Source organism: Nonomuraea sp. NPDC049158, from assembly GCF_040648335.1.
Classification (GTDB): domain Bacteria; phylum Actinomycetota; class Actinomycetes; order Streptosporangiales; family Streptosporangiaceae; genus Nonomuraea.
On the sequence record NZ_JBEZDM010000008.1, the window covers coordinates 78,421 to 94,407 of the forward strand.

A 15,987-nucleotide genomic window follows, 5' to 3' on the forward strand; every position below is an offset into this window, starting at 1 on the left:
CCCCTCTACGGGGTTGACTGGGCTTTGACGGAGTGGTCCCATCTCCAGTTGTTAGGAAGCCTTCCTAACGAATTCGGCAGAAGGGCCAGCCGTGCACTCTCCAGCTCGGGCTCGCTTGCGCTTACGCCCGCTGATCCTGCTCCCCCTCCTCACTCTCCTGGCCGCCACCCTGACCGCTCTGCCCGCGCGGGCGGCCACGGTCCGCTACGAGGCCGAGAACGCCACCGTCGTCCAGGGCGTCGTCGAGGCCAACCACACCGGCTTCTCCGGCACCGGCTTCGTCAACGGCGACAACGTCGTGGGCCCGTACACCGAGTGGACGGTCAACGCCCCCGCGGCCGGCACCGCGACGCTGGCCATCCGCTACTCCAACGGCACCACTTCGGCCCGCACCGCCGACGTCTCGGTGAACGGCACCGTCGTCTCGGCCGGCCGCTCCTTCGGCACCACCGCCAACTGGAACACCTGGGCCACCTCCACGCTCACCGCGACGCTGAACGCGGGTGACAACACGATCCGCGTCACCTCGACGAACGCGGGCGGCAACCCGAACCTCGACTACCTGGAGGCCACGGTCGCCGACGCCCCCGCCAACGAGTACCAGGCGGAGGCGGCCACCCTGTCGGAGGCCAGCGTGGCGACCAACCACACCGGCTACACCGGCACCGGCTTCGTCGACTACGTCAACGCCGTCGGCGGGTACATCGAGTGGAGCGTCAGCGTGGCCGACGCGGGCACCCACACCCTGACCTTCCGCTACGCCAACGGCACCACGGCGACGAGGCCGATGGACATCGCGGTCAACGGCTCCGTGGCCGCCGCCGGAGTGAACTTCGCCAGCACCGGCAACTGGGACACCTGGGCCGACGGCCAGGTCACCGTCACCCTGAACGCCGGCGTCAACACCATCCGCGCGACCGGCACCTCCGCCAACGGCGGCCCGAACGTGGACCGGCTGTCCGTCAGCGGCTCCGGCGGCCCGGACGGCCAGGCGCCGAGCGTGCCCGCCAGCCCCCGCGTGACCGGCACCTCGGCCAGCAGCATCTCGCTGGCCTGGAACGACTCCACGGACAACGTCGGCGTGACCGGCTACAAGGTCTACGAGGGCACCACCGTCGTGGCCACCTCGCCTACGGCCAGCGCCACGATCAGCGGCCTGACCTCCGGCTCCACCCACAGCTACACGGTCACCGCCGTCGACTCGGCGGGCAACGAGTCCGGCCACAGCGCCACGGTCACCGGCACCGCCACCGGCGGCACCACCGGGCCCACGGCCGACCAGCTGCTGGCCAAGGTCACGGCGTGCAGCCAGATCTCCAACGGCAAGTACAAGACCGACTCCGACGTCAGCACTTCGACGGTGGCGGTGTGCGAGAAGACCGGCGCGGTGTTCTGGAAGGGAGACATGGACATCGACTGCGACGGCGTACGCACGACGCAGTGCAACGAGGACACCGACTGCTGCTTCCAGAACGAGACGTTCTGCCAGACCAGCTCCGGCGGGCCGCTCAACGCGGCGCAGCTCGCCTACATGGTGGTGCCCAGCGCCAGCAGCATCTGGGACTACCGGACCAAGGGCATCGGCTGCGGGACGGTGGTGGCGATCGTCTACAACGGCCAAGTGGAGTACGCCGTCATGGGTGACACCGGGCCGACGGGCATCATCGGTGAGGCGTCCTACCGTACGGCCGCCGACCTCGGCATCAACCCGGACCCGAGCAACGGCGGCACCGACAGCGGCGTGACGTACATCGTGTTCACCGGCTCGGGCACCAAGGTCTCGACCATCGAGAACCACACCCAGGCCACCACCCTGGGCAGGACGCTCGCCCAGCAGTTCCTCAACAACAACTGAAACCGCGCGGCCGGGGTAGAGGCATCCGGGTGAACTATCACGTGATCAGGATCCCGGAAACCCACCTCTCCCCCGGCCTCATCCTCGACGCGCCGGCCGATCCGGTCGACTTCCTGCTGGTGTTCGGCGACGACGACGCGGAGTCGCGGGCGCGGCTCCTGACCGACGACACCGGGCGTCCGGTGCTCCGGGTGGGCGGATACGTGACCGGCCGGGGCACCGTCGTGCAGGAGCGGCTGTGGGCGGTGCGGGAGATGGCGCCACGCGACGGCCACCTCCGGCTCCGGCTGGGCCACTCGCTCTCCTGATCTGGGGTGCCGTTAGCGGTTTCGGCTGCCCGTACGGGCGGTTTGGGATAGTTTCGCCCTGTGCGTGCTCTCGCCAGACGGGCCGGTCGGCTGCTGACAGGACTCGCGATCCTGGCGCTGTCGCCGATCGCGGGCCTGGCGGCGCTGGCCGGCATGGCGACGATCGGCGCCCCGCCGGACGTCTTCGCCGTCACGGGGCTCGCGGTGTTCGCGTCGGTGCTCTTCCTCGGCCTGCTGCTGTGCGTGCCGAGACCGCGCCCGGTCTGGGGGCGCTGGCTGCGGGCCCTGGTCATCCTGTCGGTGGAGGCCGCCGTGGTCTGGCAGGTCACGGCCGCCACCCTGCACGCCCCGCCGGACGCCTCCGCCCCGCTGCCCGCCGTGGCCGGGCAGCGGGAGTGGCGGCTGGCGACGGGTTCCGAGCTGGCCTACGTACGGGTGGCCCCCAAGCGGGCCACGCGGCCGGATCCGGTGGTGTTCCTGCACGGCGGGCCGGGCGCGGCCGACCTGGCGGGCGACTCGGCGTTCCTGGCCGGGCTGAGCGCCGACGGCTACACCGTGTACGCCTACGACCAGCTGGGCGCGGGCCGGTCGGCGCGGCTGGCGGACCCGCGAGGGTACGGCCTGCCCCGCGACGTGGCCGACCTGGAGGCGGTACGGCAGGAGATCGGCGCCCGGCGGCTGATCCTGATCGGCCAGGACTACGGTGCCCGGCTGGCCGCCGCCTACCTGGCGGAGCACCCGGATCAGGTGGCCAAGGCCGTCCTCACCTCCCCGGCCCCGCTCGACGGCCAGGAGGCCGCCTCCCCCTTGCCGCTCAACCCCTCGGCGGCACCCGTCGGCCCTCCGGCGACGGCCTCCCCGTTGGCCTCGCAGGCGGCCTCCCTCCTCGGCCTCACCCCCCCGCCGTCGCCGCGGCTCCTCGCGGTCTACACGCTCCTGCGGGCCGACCCCCAGGCCGCGCACGCCTTCGCCGGAGACCGCGAGGTGGAGGCCGCCTACGGCAGCGGCTACGCCGGCCTGGCCCAGCGCGCCGCCCCGGACGGCCTGCGCCAGAGCCTGGCGGCATCGGCCGTGCCCGCCCTGATCGTCAAGGGCGTCCACGACCGCCGGACCTGGTCGGCCGCCGCCGACTACCGCGCCGCCCTCCCCCGGGCCGAGCTCGCCTACGTGGCGGCCGGCTCGTACCGGGGCAAGCCCTACCTGAACGTCCTGCGCGCCTTCCTGGCGGGCCGCCCGGTGCGGACCTACGACGGCGAGGGCCCGCCACCCGGCTACCTGGGCCCCCGCTGACGGCTCAGGCCTTGGGGCTGCCCGTGGCGCAATGTCCGACCCTGGTCCCCGCCACCTTCCACTCGGCGCCGGGGAACGGCGACATGAAGTGCGTCAGCAGGTCCACCGCGTAGTCGGGCACCTGGCCGCCGGGGTCGAGCAGCGACACCATCTGCGGACCGTCCGCGCCGCGCAGCGTGATCGAGTTCGTGCCGTTGGCGGCGAAGCCCGGTTTGGCGTCGACGGTCAGGCAGGCCAGCTGCACGCCCACCGCGCTGATCGCCTGCTTGGCGCCGATGCGGCGCATCCGCTGGTCGTAGCGGCGCAGGGCGAGGGAGGTCACCGGGCCGATGCGGACCGTGTCGTGGAAGATGTCGTTGCCGAGCTTGCGGCTCAGCTTGACGTTCACGTTGACGTCGGGGCGCAGGCTGACCCCGCTCGCGGCGAGGGCGAGGCGGCCGTAGTTCCCCTCGAAGCCGGGGGCGATGTAGCCCAGCGCGGGCGGCGCCTTCATCCCGAACGGGATCTTGCCCGGTCTGATCCGCAGCCACGCCATGCGGCGGATGTCCAGCGACAGGTCCTTGATCGTGCTCTTGCCGAGCCCGAACTCGCCGCCGACCTGGTAGGAGAGGAAGCCGGTGGTGTACGGGATCTCCTTGCTGACCGCGATGCGCTGCCGGGCGACCGGGTCGACGGTCAGCCCGCCGCGCACCTGCACCCGTCCTGTCGGCACCGGCCGGGACACCAGGTCGAGCGACTGGTCCGGGTTCAGCCGCACGGTGGTGTCGGCGGCCAGGTCGGTGACGTCGAGCGACACGTCGCCGAGCCGCCCCGTCCGGTCGATCAGCCCGCCTTCCACGCCGAGGTGGCCGTCGAGCGTGTTGACGCCGCCCAGCGCCTTGTAGGTGAGCGTGGGCATCCGCAGGTTCGCGCCGGAGGCGTCCGCGTCCACGCCGAATCGGGCCGGCACGTCGCCGAAGCGCAGCTCGCCGGTGCCCGTCCCGTCCACGGTGACCTTCGCGCTGAGGCGCTTGACGGCCGCGGAGTTCGTCACGCGGATGCGGGTCTGCGCGCCATAGCTGCCCTGTACGGCGACAGCCGCCGGGACCGGGTCGATGGCCACGTGACCCCGCAGGTTCCCCGCCTCGGCCAGCAGGTCGAGCGAGCCCAGCGTCGCGGCGGGCTCGATCCGGTAGTTCGCCTGTACGGCGTTGCCCTGCGTCACGTCGAACGGGCCGACGGACATGCTGGTGATCTTGGAGGGCAGTCCGGTGAGCGTGGCTCGCGCCTTGATCGGCACCGGCGCCAGGATCGTACTGGCCAGGTAGATGCCCAGCGAGCGGCGCTTGGGCGCGAATCCGGCGAAGGTGAACGCCTTCTTGGCCAGATCCACCGTGACCTGGTCCGGCAGGCCCGACACGTCGAGGTAGCCCTGGACGCCGAAGCAGCCGCGCTCCGTACAGAAGGCGCCCTGCCCGCAACCGGCGGACCCGGCGACGCAGCCGCCGTCCACCAGCGAGATGCCGCCGGGCACGGCCGGTGCGGCCGCCATGTTCTTGAGCGCGCCCGCCTTGCCGAGCCAGGCGCGGGCCGTCACGTCGAGCCGGGACCCTGAGTACGTGAGCGCGCCCCCGGCCGACGTGACCGCCAGACGGCCGGGCAGCGGGCCGAGCCTGCCGAGCAGGCCGAAGCGCAGGTCGCCCCGGGTGACGTCGGTGTCCAGGGCGAGGGTCTGCCGGGCCGCCTTGAAGTCGGCGGTGAAGCCCTGGTCCCCCGGGCTGAACTCGACCGTGCGCAGGCCCTTGACCCGCACACTCGCGTCGAGGTCGCCGGTGGCCTCGTCGTAGTGGGCCGACAGGTGCGGCCCGGTGGGCGCCTTGGCGCCGTCGTGGTTGGCGAACGCCACGGCCGCCGAGCCGACCGGGCCCGACAGCCCGCGGAAGCGGTAGCCCGCGCCGCTCCAGGCCGCGTCGAAGCGGGCGGGCACGCCGGTCACCTCGGCGGCGGCGGTGATGTAGCGGCCCGCCACGTTCGCGCGGGCCAGCGCGGAGACCGAGCGCACCGGGCCGTCCGAGGTCCAGGTCAGCGTCTTGGCGGCGGTGTCGGCCACCAGCTGGACGTGCTTGCGCACCCCCGCCACCTCGGCCTGGATGTCCTCGCCCTGGGGCTTGGTGACGTACGCCTTGTTGGCGTAGATCCGTACCTTGCCCAGCGTGGAGGAGGAGGCGATGTCGACCGTCGAGCGCTCCCCCAGCTCCCAACTGGCCTTGACGTCGTCGTGCACGCCCTGGATGGTGCCGTCGACCGTGGGCCCCGACCGGGTGTCGGTGTAGGCGGCCCTGATCTTGTCGATCACGCCGCTGGCCTGGTAGACGACCTTGCGCGCGGCCGGGTCGAGGGTCACGTCTATCTTGGCGGGCGTGTTGGAGATCTCCAGCCTGGCCAGGCGGGTGCCGTCGATGCTGGCCGCGCCGAGGAAGGACCGGCCGCTGGCGCCGACCTCCAGCTGGGCGTGGGGCGCGGCGCCGTACGTGACGTCGAATCCGGACAGACCGGTCAGCAGCCCGGACACGCCGACGGCGTCACCGTTTTTGATCATCGTGACGTGGCTGCCGCGCGGGCTGGAGACGGCGCCTCCGTCGCGCTGCAGCACGACCGCGAACCTGCCGATCTTCGAGCTGGTGGTGTGCGTCACGCGGTGCTCGGCCAGGTCGTTGACCAGGCGTACCTTGGCGGGCAGCCCGCTGAGCTCGGCCCGCAGGACGGTCTTGGCGGCGGCCCGGTCGAAGTAGAGCAGCTTGGCCGACCCGGCCCGCGGGTGGCCCGAGTCGACGGTCAGGATCTGCTTGCCGTTCGTGGCGGTGTAGGCGGCCGTCATGGACGGCGGGGCGCCGCGCACCTCGACGCTCGCCGCCCTGGCGAGGGCGCCGTCGGCGTAGACGTAGTTGTGCAGCTCGGCCCGGCGGATCGAGGTCGTGCTGCTGAAGCGGATCCGGGCGCCGTCCTTGCCCCGGATCAGCCCGATCTTGGCCTTGGTCGGCATCTTGTCCAGCGTCGCCTGGGTGTAGCGACTTCCGCTGACGGCCAGCGCGTCCAGCCTGGCGGCGGCCGAGCTGGTCACGTCCAGGGTGGTCGAGTCGAGGTCCACGTCGACCGCGAGCTTCTCGGTGGCGGGCGTCTGGCGCAGGCTCACCACGCTGCGGCCGGTCAGCCCGGCCACGATCGCGGCCGACGCGCCGGGATCGGTTCGCTCGACGCTCGCCTTCACCCGCTTGCCCGTGAGGTCGACGGTGAAGGTGCCCCAGTCGGAGCCGGACAGCGACGCGCCCCGGTGCAGCCCGTCGAAACCGACCGACACCCGGCCGTCGTACTCCGCCCAGACCTGCGCCTTGAGGTTCGTCTCGGCGCCGGGCAGCCGCCTGACCGCGAAGCCGAGCCCGACGGAGGAGTCCTTGGGACTGGCCGTGGGCACCAGGTCGGCGGCCAGGTCGGGCATGCTGTCCCCGGTCACGTCGGCGGCGGCGGGCACGCCCACCGGGCGGGTGACCGAGCAGGACACCGGTACGTCCTCGCTCTCCACGCAGAGCCGGTAGGTCAGCGCGGACACGACCTTCTGGGCCCCGAGCCGGTCGAACAGCCCGGCGACCGGGTTCTTCACCGCCAGCGTGGCCGCCTGACCGGTGTCGGGCAGCAACCGCTTGGGATCGGGCCGGCGCGCGCCGACGCGCTTGGCCGCCTCGGCGGTGATCTCGTTGACCAGCGTGGGTCCGGCGGGCGTCGTCACCTCCGGCGCCTGCGGGCCGACGGCCTCCGAGCCCGCGTCCCTGCGGGCCAGCGACGCCTCCATCGGCACGTTCACGGCCGCGGGCGCCGGCTGTCGTACGGCGGGCACCGGGCGGATCTTGGGCTCGGCCACCTGTTTGCCGTACGGCCGCTCGTACGACGGCGCTGCCGCGTGCGCGGTGACAGGCACGACCACCAGGGTCGCGCTGATCATGGAAGCGGAAACGAGCACGCGCCCCAAGGCGTGCCATGGATACCGCACGGAACAGTTACCCCCGAAGCGGTCTCAATCAACCCATCAGAAACATAAGTCACGAGACGACCACACTTCATCACTCACCGTCAAATCGGATCCGACATGGGACCCCAACCTCGGCAAATGTCCGGACTTATGTTCTGGCACAACCGGAAAACGTGCGCTGTCGGCTTTCGGGCACGCTGCCGTCGGTTTTCGGGCACGCTGACGAACAACGCGAGCGGCGGCCAGGGCCAGGACGGCAGCTCACGCTGTATTCGGGACGACACGCTCACGCTCTATCCGGACGGCGCGCTCTCTTCGGCGAGCCGGCCAGGAAAGACCTCTCCGAACTCGTAGGCGATGCCGTCACAGCCCGCGAACGGGCGGTCGAGGTCCTCGTCCGAAGGCACGACCATGGAGACCCAGGCGAGTCCGGCGGCCCGCTTGGGAAGCCCTGCTCGGACGGCGCGGTAGCCGGAAAAAATCGGTCGAGGAGCCGCGGCCCCGGTGGCTAGCGTGTGCGCGTGCACATCTACCTGGAGACCGACCGCCTGACCCTGCGCCGCTTCACCGCGGCCGACGCCGACGACCTCGTCGAGCTGCACAACGACCCCGACGTGATGCGCTACCTCAACGGCGGCAAGGCCACCCCGCGCGAGGTGATCGTCGGCGAGTCGCTGCCCATCTTCATCAGCAGCGGCCACTTCTTCGCCGCCGTCGAGCGGGAGACAGGCGGGTTCCTGGGCTGGTTCCTCCTGCGGCCGCCGAAGGGCGGCCCCGAAGACGAGCTCGAGCTGGGCTACCGGCTGCGCAAGTCGTGCTGGGGCAAGGGCTACGCCACGGAGGGCTCACTGGCCCTCATCGACAAGGCGTTCGCCGAGCTGGGCGTCCGCCGGGTCTTCGCCCTGGCGATGTCGGTGCACCGCGGCTCCCGGCGGGTGATGGAGAAGTGCGGGCTGCGCTTCGTACGGACGTTCTTCCAGGACTGGCCGGACGTCATCGACGGATCCGATCAGGGCGAGGTGGAGTACGAACTGCTCAGATCAGACTGGGTGGCCCGCCCGAAGCGCTAGGCCGTGATGGGGGCATCTCCAGCGTGGCGTCGCCGGCTCCGCCGTGGGCCGGAGTATCCGCGGGCCGGGTGGGGTACGTGATCACCTACTACAGCGGCCGCACGATAAGGAATCCCCCTGTGGCACATACCAGTCCACCCGGCCATCTCGCGACGAACAGCGGCGAGCAGCCCAGCCTGAAGCAGGTGATGGGCCCGGGGCTGTTGCTGCTGTTCATCATCGGCGACATTCTCGGAACCGGCATCTACGCGCTGACCGGCCAGGTCGCGGGCGAGGTGGGTGGCGCCGCCTGGCTGCCCTTCGCCATCGCCTTCTTCGTCGCGTTGATCACTGCGTGCTCGTACCTGGAGCTGGTCACCAAATATCCGCAGGCCGCCGGAGCCGCGCTCTACGTGCACAAGGCGTTCGGCACGCACATCCTGACCTTCATGGTGTGCTTCGCCGTGATGTGCTCCGGCATCACCTCGGCCTCCGCCGCCTCGCGGGCCTTCGCCGCGAACCTCAGCACCGGATTCGGGCTCGACGCCGGCAACGGCGTCATCCTTATGATCGCTCTGGCTTTCATGCTCCTGGTCCTGGCGGTCAACCTGCGCGGCGTCGGCGAGAGCGTCAAGATCAACGTTGTGCTCACCGCGATCGAGCTCTCGGGACTGCTGCTCGTCATCGTGATCAGCCTGTACTTCATCTCCGGCGGGCACGCGGACTTCTCCCGCGTCGTCGCCTTCGAGACCCCCGAGGACAAGAGTGTGTTCCTGGCGGTCAGCGCCGCCACGTCGCTGGCGTTCTTCGCGATGGTCGGGTTCGAGGACTCGGTCAACATGGCGGAGGAGACGAAGAACCCGGCCCGGATCTTCCCCCGCATGATGCTCACCGGTCTCGGGATCACGGGTCTGATCTACGTGCTCGTCTCCATCTGCGCCGTCGCCGTGGTCCCCGTCGGAAAGCTCGCCGACAGCGAGACGCCGCTGTCGCTGGTGGTGCAGACCGCGGCCCCCGGCTTCCCGATCGCCGACCTGCTGCCGTTCATCTCGATGTTCGCCGTCGCCAACTCGGCGCTGATCAACATGCTGATGGCCAGCCGGCTGCTCTACGGGATGGGCAGGCAGGGCGTGCTGCCGGCCTTCCTGTCGAAGGTGCACTCCACGCGCCGCACGCCGCAGGCGGCGATCCTTTTCACCACCGCCATCGCGGGCGGTCTCATCACCTTCGTCTCGCTGGACCCGGAGAGCCCGGTCGTGGCCCTGCTGGGCGGGACGACGTCACTGCTCCTGCTCGCGGTGTTCGCGCTCGTCAACCTGTCCGTGCTCGTCCTGCGCAAGGACCGGGTGCCCGAGAAGCACTTCAAGGCGGGCCGAATCCTGCCCGTGGTGGGCGCGTTCACGTGCCTCTACCTGGTGCTGCCATGGTCCTCCGGGCGTCCGGCCGGCCAGTACCAGATCGCGGGTGTACTGCTGGCGATCGGCCTGGTCCTGTGGATCGTCACCTGGTACGTCCGGCAAAAGGAAAGCGTGAACCGGTCCGCGTGATCTGAACCGGTCGGACAACTCATGCTGAGAGATCGAAGGCCCGTCCGTCCCCGGCGCCGACCCTCGAGACCTCCGCTGACGATCACACACCTGCGGAAAACGGAGCTAGAAGACCACTGAGGATCTTGTCCCAGCTCCAGTCGACGACCACGAACTCCGCCGAGCCGGAGTCCACGGTTGAACGGCTCGCGCGCGACCACTGCCCGCCGTCACCGCGCACCATCACAACGGGCCGCCCGGTCGCGGCCGTGACACGACCATGACGCGGCGCGCACGAGGTGAGGACACCGATGGCCGACAGTGGAGGGCGTTCCGGCGATGTGATCACGAAAGGGAGACGGCGTTGGCTGACGACGGAGGATGGGACAGGCGTTCGGTGTTGCGGGGCGCCGCGGTGCTGGCCGGCGCGGCAGCGACGGCCCCGCTGCTGGGCGGGGCGGCCACGGCGCTGGCCGCCGGCGGTGACGCGGACGCGCTGTTCAAGGCCGGGAAGTTCGAGCAGGCCGCCCGCGCGTACGAGGAGATTCTGAAAGCGGACCCGAAGAACCTGCACGCGGCCCGGCAGCGCGGCTACGTGGCGCTGCTGTCCAACCGGTTCCCCGAGGCCGAGAAGTACTTCAAGCTGGCCCTCACGCTGGCCCCCGACGACAAGGAGACCAACTCCTACCTGGGCGACTGCTACATCCGGCAGGACAAACTAGCCCTCTCCGCACCGCACTGGAAGGCGGCCGGCGAGGACAGCTCCGCCAAGTGGTTCGCGGCGGTCAGCGGCGAGGCGTACCAGATCCACGGCGACTCCGCGCGGCTGCCGATCCAGCAGATGGACCCGATCCCGCTGGTGGAGGGCTCGGTCAACGGCGGGCCGGCCAAACGCTTCATGTTCTATACCGGCGCCCCGAGTCTGAGCCTGCGGGGGTCGGTGGCCAAGGAGGCCGGGCTGAACCCCGTCGCCAGCCAGCAGATCGAGTACGAGAACGGCACCGTCTGGGCGTACTACGGCGTGCTGGAATCCCTCAAGCTGGGCGGCATCGAGCTGCGCAACGTGCCCGTGGGCTGGTCGACGACGGAGTCGGGCGAGGACGTCGACACCGACAACGACGGGCTGATCGGCACGTGGGTCTTCTACCACCTGCTGACCACCTTCGACTACGCGGGCCGGTCGCTGATCCTGCGCCGCAGAACCGCCGAAGCGGCCAGGAAGGCGCGCGCGGGCGCCAAGGCCCTGCCGCTGTGGCTGGCCCGCGAGCAGTACCTGCACAGCGTGGGCAGCTTCACCGGCAGCGCCGGCTCCCGCACCGGGGTGGTGGGCGTGAACTTCGGCGGGACCAGCGAGATCGCCGCCGGCCTGCGCGGGAAGACAGGCGAGGAGCTGGGGATCCGCGCCGACTACGACCGCGAGATCGGCACCTTCGGCAGCAGCCACCCGGCCGTCGTCTACCCCTGCTACCCGAAGGAGATCCGCCTCGGCGACGCCGTCGCCAAGGAGGTCTACTGCTACACGAACCCGAACTCGGCGATGAACGTGCCGTGGCCGTTCGGGACGGGGTTCGACGCGATGGGCTGGTTCTCCCACTGCTTCTGGAAGCCCTACAACATCACCGTCGACTTCACCGACATGAAGCTCTACCTCGCCCGCGGCAAGGCCACCTGATCACCGCTCCGGGCCGAGCCAGGTCGTGAGGGCCGCCCGGAGCGCGTCAGATCCGTCCGACCGCTCCGGGCGACCCAGGCGACGTACCCGTCGGGGCGGATGAGGACGGCCGCGTCCACGCGCTCCGCGCCCTGGTCCTTGGCCCACAAGATCTTCAGTGGTCTTCTAGGCGCTGAGCGCCGGTGTGCCGGGTCCGCGGCCGAGCAGCAGCGCCCCCAGCCACAGCACGGCCATCCCCACCGCGACCAGCGCCGAGTCACGGCCGACACCGAGCATCGCCACGGCCAGCACCACGACCCCGGCCGCGACGACCACGGCGCTGAGCGAGGTGACCCGGTGCAGCACCGCCATGATCCCGGCCAGCACCAGCAGGGCCACGAAGAACAGCTGGGCGCCCACCGAGTACACGACCAGCTCCACCCCGGGATACCCCTGCACCTGGTCGAACACCGCCCGCATCGCCGCCCCGTCCGCCGAGGTGAACCCGGCCACCAGGTCGATGACGAGCTGCGCCACGTTGGCCACGACGCTGAACAGCGCCACCCCCGTCGCCGCCCACACGGCCGCCTTCTGCCCGCCGGTCGTGGGCGCCGCCATCCGCCGCAGCTCCAGCACCATGACGCCGAACAGCAGGAACCCGAGCAACCACACGGCATGCGCGGCCGTCCACCACGGACCGGGCACGAGATCGCCGCCGATGGGACGCATGAGGAGCCAGCCACCGAGGAAGGCGGCGGGTCCGGCGGTGAAGGAGGCCCTGGCGACGCTGCTCATGAGGCTGTGCGTGGGGCTGTGCGCAGGGGTGTCGGTGGAGATCATGCCACCACGATGCCGCGCCGCCCCGGCCCGCATCATCGGTGATCACCCCTGACCTGTCCCTGGGAATCGCCGACACCATCTCAGGGGCAGACCTGGTGCACTGGTCAGACCAGTCGCTAGGCTGGCCGCCATGACGGCATACGAAGCGTTGTTCCGCCTGGATGGGCGGCGCGCCGTGGTGATCGGGTCGGGAAGCGGGATCGGGCGGGAGTCGGCGCTGGCGCTGGCCGCGCACGGCGCCGAGGTGGTCTGCGCGGACCTGGACCCCGCCGCCGCCGAGGAGACCGCTAAACGGTGCGGCGGGGCGGCCTCGCGCGGGGTCGATGTCCTCGACGCGGCGGCCGTACGGGCCCTCGCCGCCGAAGCGCCCGCCGACGTGCTGGTGTTCACCGCCGCCACGAACGTGCGCAAGCGACTGCTCGACTACTCCGGCGAGGAGTTCGAGCGGGTCGTACGCCTCAACCTGCGATCCTCCTTCGACGTGGTCCGCGCGTTCGGCGCGGGGATGGTGGAGCGCGGGCGCGGGTCGATCATCGGGTTCGCGTCGATCAGGGCGTCGGTGACCGAACCCGGCCAGGGCGTCTACTCCGCCACCAAGGCGGGGCTGGTGCAGTTGCTGCGCACCGCCGCCGCCGAGTTCGGCCCGTCCGGCGTGCGGGTCAACGCGGTCGCGCCGGGCGTGGTCGAGACGCCGCTGACCCGGCAGATCAAGGACAATCCCTCCTGGTACGACGCGTACGCCGCCAAGAGCGCGCTCGGCCGGTGGGCGCAGGCGGAGGAGATGGCGGGCGCCGTGGTCTACCTGGCGAGCGACGCGGCGAGCTTCGTCACCGGCTCCGTCCTGTACGTGGACGGCGGCTGGACCGCTGTAGACGGACGCTTCGACCCACCCAACTGAGCGGCCAGCGCCCTGGGGTCGGCATCACCAGGGCGGGGCCCGCATCACCCGGCCAGGACCGGCACCACCAAGTCAGGGCCGTCCGTCGCCAGGTCAGGGCTGGCAGAGTCGGCTGCGCAAGGTCTCGCCGATCCAGCTCTCCCAGCGCTCACGTGACCAGCCGCGCTCCTGGACGAACAGCAGGTACAGCTCCGGGCTGAGCAGCCCGTACAGCACATCGGCGATCTCCTCCACCGGCAGGTCCGCCCGTGCGCCCGGCTTGCCGGTCAGCGCCTTGGCCGCCCCTTGCTGGACGACGTACCGCGGGTCGACGTCGTGCGGCCACAGGGCCGCGACCTCGGGGTCGCTCGCGACCGCCGCCTCCAGCACCTTGCCGATCGGCGCGATCCGCTCCAGGACCGCGGTCGCGCCCGCGACGTAGGCGCGCAGCGTGTCCTGGGCCGTGTCGGCGGCCAACGCCGCTGTGTACCAGGGCCGGTCCATCGTGGCCACCGGCTCGTCATCACCCGCGATCGTCACGTCGACAAGTTCCTTCAGCAGGGCGCGTTTGTTGCCGAAGACGAAGTAGATCGTCTGCACCGCGACCCCGGCCCTGTCGGCGACGTCCTGCAGATTCGTCGCACCGTATCCGTCCTGCACGAACAGCTCCAACGCCGCCGTGCGGATGCGCTGGCGCGTCTCCTTCGCCTTCTCCGCCCGTTTGTTCGGCCGCTTGACATCGCTCATGGCTAGAGTCTATCTCTAGATTCAGTCGCTAGAAGTCAACTCTAGAGAAATGGTCCAGCCATGTCAGTCATCAGCGTCACCCGTTTCCAGGCCGATCCCGCCGAGGCCGACCAGGTTCGAGCTCGGCACGCGACCCTGGTCTCCGCAGTCAGGGATACTCTCCCCGGCCTCACCGAGGCACGCCTCGGCCGCCTCGACGACGAGACGTGGGTCGGCGTCTGGCGTTGGGACTCGGCCGCCAGCCTGCGAGCGGCCCGCCAGGCACTACCCGGCACCGCCGCGGCCACAGCGGCGTTCGGGGTGGCCCGCGAGGTCACCGCGGACGACATCGAGATCCTCGACGAACTCTGACCCCTGTCCCGACATCGCGATGCCGAGGATCTCTACGTCCCTCAAGGGCGAATGATCGCCATCCGGGTGACCGTGAGCTCCTCGATCGCGAACCGGGGACCCTCTCTCCCGGCGCCCGAGTCCTTGACGCCGCCATAGGGCATGTTGTCCGCCCGGAAGCCCGGCACCTCGTTGACCACCACGCCACCCGCCTCGATCCGGTCGATCGCGGCGAAGGCCGTGGCCAGCGAGCGGGTGAACACCGCGGCGTGCAGGCCGTACCTCGAGGCGTTGACGGCGGTGAACGCGGCGTCCAGGCCGGGCACCGAGCGTACGCACACCACCGGGCCGAAGATCTCCTCGTCCCAGGCGGCGGCCCCGTCGGGCACGTCGGCGAGCACGGTGGGCGCGATGGCCCGCCCGTCGAGCCCGCCGCCGGTGACGAGCGTCGCGCCCGAGTCGTGTACCCAGCCCAGCACCCGTTCGGTCGCGGCTGGGTCGATCAGTGGCGCCACCCGGGTCCGCGGGTCGCGGGGGTCGCCCACGACCACGTCCTTCATGCGTCCGGCCAGCAGCGACAGGAACTCCTCGCGCGCCGGCTCCTCCACCAGCACCCGCTGCACCGAGATGCACGCCTGCCCGGAGGCGTAGTAGCCGCCCCGCACCACCGCCGCGGCGGCGGCCTCCAGGTCGGCGTCGGCCGCCACCACGAGGGCGGCGTTCGAGCCCAGCTCCAGCAGTACCTTGGTGGGCGCCGCGCTCTTCGCGATGGCGTGCCCGGCCGCCGCCGAGCCGGTGAACGACACGGCCCCGATCCGCCGGTCCTCGACCAGCGTCCGGCCCACCTGGACGTCGCCGGTGACGAGCTGTACCCCGGCGGGAGGCAGCGCGCCCGACTCGCGAAGGAGATGAACGAGCCAGAGCGTCGCCAACGGCGTCGCGGGCGCGGGCTTGACGATCACCGGGCAGCCCGCCGCCACCGCCGGGGCGATCTTGTGCGCGGCCAGCAGCAGCGGGTAGTTGAAGCCGGTGATCCCGACCACCACCCCGATCGGCCGCCGCGTCCAGAACCCGATCAGCCCCTCCCCCGACGGCAGCAGGTCCAGCGGCACGGTCTCGCCGTGCAGCCGGGCCACCTCCTCGGCGGCGGTGAGGAGCGTGACGAGCGTCCGCGCCACCTCGACCTGGCAGTCGACCAGCGGCTTCCCGGTCTCGAGTACGAGCAGGCGCTCGAACTCCGTACGCCGTGCGGCGAGGGCGTCATGGGCGGCCATGAGCGCGGCGCGGCGGGCGTGCGAGGGGAGCGCGGCCATGGCGGGGGCGGCCGCCAGCGCGGCCTCGACGGCCTGCCGGGCCAGCGCGGCGGTGCCGACGGGGGCGGCCGTCACCACCGAGCCGTCGTACGGGAAGACCACGTCGGCGGTGTCCTCGACCTCGACCCACCCGTCACCCACGGGCAGCCCGCCAGGCCAGTCTCTGGACCAGTTCCCCGGCCAGTCCTGAAATGTCAC

13 protein-coding genes are annotated in these 15,987 nt (G+C 71.3%); 8 read left to right on the forward strand and 5 right to left on the reverse strand.

The features are described 5' to 3' along the window. Positions 1–115: 115 nt before the first annotated feature. From AB0B61_RS19320 to AB0B61_RS19330, 3 genes are read left to right on the forward strand one after another with little or no spacing between them, the layout of a single operon-like run. Positions 116–1,855: a glycoside hydrolase family 75 protein gene (locus tag AB0B61_RS19320; protein WP_358433255.1), complete on the forward strand. Its 1,740-nt coding sequence runs from the start codon at positions 116–118 to the stop codon at positions 1,853–1,855. Positions 1,856–1,884: 29 nt separating this feature from the next. Further along, positions 1,885–2,163 carry a hypothetical protein gene (locus AB0B61_RS19325; protein ID WP_358433259.1) on the forward strand — a complete coding sequence of 93 codons (279 nt, stop codon included), beginning with the start codon at positions 1,885–1,887 and terminating at the stop codon, positions 2,161–2,163. Between the two features lie 60 nt (positions 2,164–2,223). Beyond that, positions 2,224–3,453, forward strand: a complete 1,230-nt coding sequence (locus AB0B61_RS19330; RefSeq protein WP_358433262.1) for an alpha/beta hydrolase — start codon at positions 2,224–2,226, stop codon at positions 3,451–3,453. Positions 3,454–3,457: 4 nt separating this feature from the next. Here the strand turns inward: AB0B61_RS19330 and AB0B61_RS19335 are convergent, their stop codons facing one another. Then, positions 3,458–7,429 (reverse strand): hypothetical protein, encoded by a 3,972-nt coding sequence (locus AB0B61_RS19335; protein WP_358433265.1) that lies wholly within the window; start codon positions 7,427–7,429, stop codon positions 3,458–3,460. A 548-nt stretch (positions 7,430–7,977) separates the two neighbouring features. Between AB0B61_RS19335 and AB0B61_RS19340 the strand changes: the two genes are divergently transcribed. The 3 genes from AB0B61_RS19340 to AB0B61_RS19350 all read left to right on the forward strand — a co-directional run bounded on the left by AB0B61_RS19340 (position 7,978) and on the right by AB0B61_RS19350 (position 11,703). After that, entirely contained in the window at positions 7,978–8,526 is a 549-nt protein-coding gene (locus AB0B61_RS19340; protein WP_358433267.1) for a GNAT family N-acetyltransferase, read from the forward strand. 119 nt (positions 8,527–8,645) lie between these two features. Beyond that, positions 8,646–10,052 carry an APC family permease gene (locus AB0B61_RS19345; RefSeq protein WP_358433270.1) on the forward strand — a complete coding sequence of 469 codons (1,407 nt, stop codon included), beginning with the start codon at positions 8,646–8,648 and terminating at the stop codon, positions 10,050–10,052. A gap of 343 nt (positions 10,053–10,395) precedes the next feature. Continuing rightward, positions 10,396–11,703 carry an aspartyl protease family protein gene (locus tag AB0B61_RS19350; protein ID WP_358433272.1) on the forward strand — a complete coding sequence of 436 codons (1,308 nt, stop codon included), beginning with the start codon at positions 10,396–10,398 and terminating at the stop codon, positions 11,701–11,703. Here the strand turns inward: AB0B61_RS19350 and AB0B61_RS19355 are convergent. Next, complete coding sequence (locus tag AB0B61_RS19355; protein ID WP_358433275.1) at positions 11,676–11,972, reverse strand: hypothetical protein; 297 nt, start codon at positions 11,970–11,972, stop codon at positions 11,676–11,678. The two genes, AB0B61_RS19350 and AB0B61_RS19355, sit on opposite strands and share 28 nt — an antisense overlap. Continuing rightward, positions 11,869–12,522, reverse strand: a complete 654-nt coding sequence (locus AB0B61_RS19360) for a hypothetical protein (protein ID WP_358433278.1) — start codon at positions 12,520–12,522, stop codon at positions 11,869–11,871. The genes AB0B61_RS19355 and AB0B61_RS19360 overlap by 104 nt, the downstream gene beginning before the upstream one ends. A 130-nt stretch (positions 12,523–12,652) precedes the next feature. Here AB0B61_RS19360 and AB0B61_RS19365 point away from each other — a divergent pair, with 130 nt between their 5' ends. Continuing rightward, entirely contained in the window at positions 12,653–13,420 is a 768-nt protein-coding gene (locus AB0B61_RS19365; protein WP_358433281.1) for an SDR family NAD(P)-dependent oxidoreductase, read from the forward strand. Positions 13,421–13,513: 93 nt separating this feature from the next. Here the strand turns inward: AB0B61_RS19365 and AB0B61_RS19370 are convergent, their stop codons facing one another. Next, positions 13,514–14,146 (reverse strand): helix-turn-helix domain-containing protein, encoded by a 633-nt coding sequence (locus AB0B61_RS19370; RefSeq protein ID WP_358433284.1) that lies wholly within the window; start codon positions 14,144–14,146, stop codon positions 13,514–13,516. A gap of 60 nt (positions 14,147–14,206) precedes the next feature. Here AB0B61_RS19370 and AB0B61_RS19375 point away from each other — a divergent pair, with 60 nt between their 5' ends. Next, the gene (locus AB0B61_RS19375) at positions 14,207–14,497 is read left to right on the forward strand and encodes an antibiotic biosynthesis monooxygenase (protein ID WP_358433287.1); all 291 of its coding nucleotides are present in this window, start codon (positions 14,207–14,209) and stop codon (positions 14,495–14,497) included. Positions 14,498–14,538: 41 nt separating this feature from the next. Here the strand turns inward: AB0B61_RS19375 and AB0B61_RS19380 are convergent, their stop codons facing one another. Beyond that, the gene (locus AB0B61_RS19380; RefSeq protein WP_358433289.1) at positions 14,539–15,987 is read right to left on the reverse strand and encodes an aldehyde dehydrogenase family protein; all 1,449 of its coding nucleotides are present in this window, start codon (positions 15,985–15,987) and stop codon (positions 14,539–14,541) included.